This window comes from Oleiphilus sp. HI0117 (assembly GCF_001635235.1).
Window position 1 is genome coordinate 1 of the sequence record NZ_LWGA01000031.1, and the last position, 918, is coordinate 918.

Here is a 918-nt window from a genome sequence, read left to right on the forward strand (position 1 = left end):
CCATTGTACCAATACTTTATTTTACTAAATTATCACTTCTGGCAAGTAAGGAAAATCACTCAAGGGGCGCTTATCCATTCTTCTGTCATCGGTATGACGCCTATCAAAAGGTCCTAGACTTTCTAGACTGGGCATCAAGCTGTCTCTTCGACTACTGACCCGACGATCCAAGCTAAGGTCATACCCTACTTTGCCCGCCATGACTTTTCGTTTTTTGCCAATATTTTTACTTACAGTTCTCTTTCTGCTTGAAGTGTACATTTACCACCTCCTCGCTTCCGGGTGAGAAGCGCTAAGCTATTCACCTATTAGTCTACGCCTAAATTCGACACCCCATTAAATTGTTTTGTCATAGTAATTCTGTGTTCATAGTTTTGAGTTATTAGTGAAGCCAGCGCGGCCGAAGGATCTGCCTACAGAAGTCGACTTACCTCGTGCCCGTAGGCAGAGGGTTCCACCCCTCGCTGATCAACCCCGTGCTAGCCCTCGTGCAAGCCGTAGAAGGATCTGCCTAAATGAGTAATGTACTGCTTGAATCAAGTACTCCCCCGCTAAAAAAAAGGCCGAGCAGTGGATCACTGATCGGCCTTTGCATTCCCTTTAGACTATGCGCTAGAAGTCTTCCCAGTCATCATCATCGTTTGAGTTATCACCACTGTATTTGATCACCTGATCTTCTGTCGGAGCAATACCGGTATCCATCGGCACCGAAGTCGTTTGCTGTGGAGCTTGGCTGACAGAAGGAGTCGGTGCAGGCGCTGATGTAGGTGCTGAAGCAGGCGCGCTAAATATTGCGGCCTGGTGATTCCCCACTCTGAAGAAGCTAACCATCTGATTCAAGGCTGATGCTTGCTCACTCAAAGCCTCACTAGAGGCACTTGCCTCTTCAACCAAGGCTGCGTTTTGCTGGGTCATATC

1 protein-coding gene and 1 pseudogene are annotated in these 918 nt (G+C 47.6%); both read right to left on the minus strand.

Annotated features, from left to right (window positions below; genetic code table 11):
• Positions 1-24: 24 nt before the first annotated feature.
• On the minus strand, positions 25-261 hold the full coding sequence (locus tag A3757_RS00685; protein WP_068506734.1) for a hypothetical protein: 237 nt from the start codon (positions 259-261) through the stop codon (positions 25-27).
• Between the two features lie 351 nt (positions 262-612).
• Positions 613-918: pseudogene (locus A3757_RS26005) on the minus strand (hypothetical protein); the annotation flags it as partial.

Coding starts and splice junctions, on each gene's coding strand:
- A3757_RS00685 (WP_068506734.1), bottom strand. CDS start 261: ATGTACACTTCAAGCAGAAAGAGAACTGTAAGTAAAAATATTGGCAAA.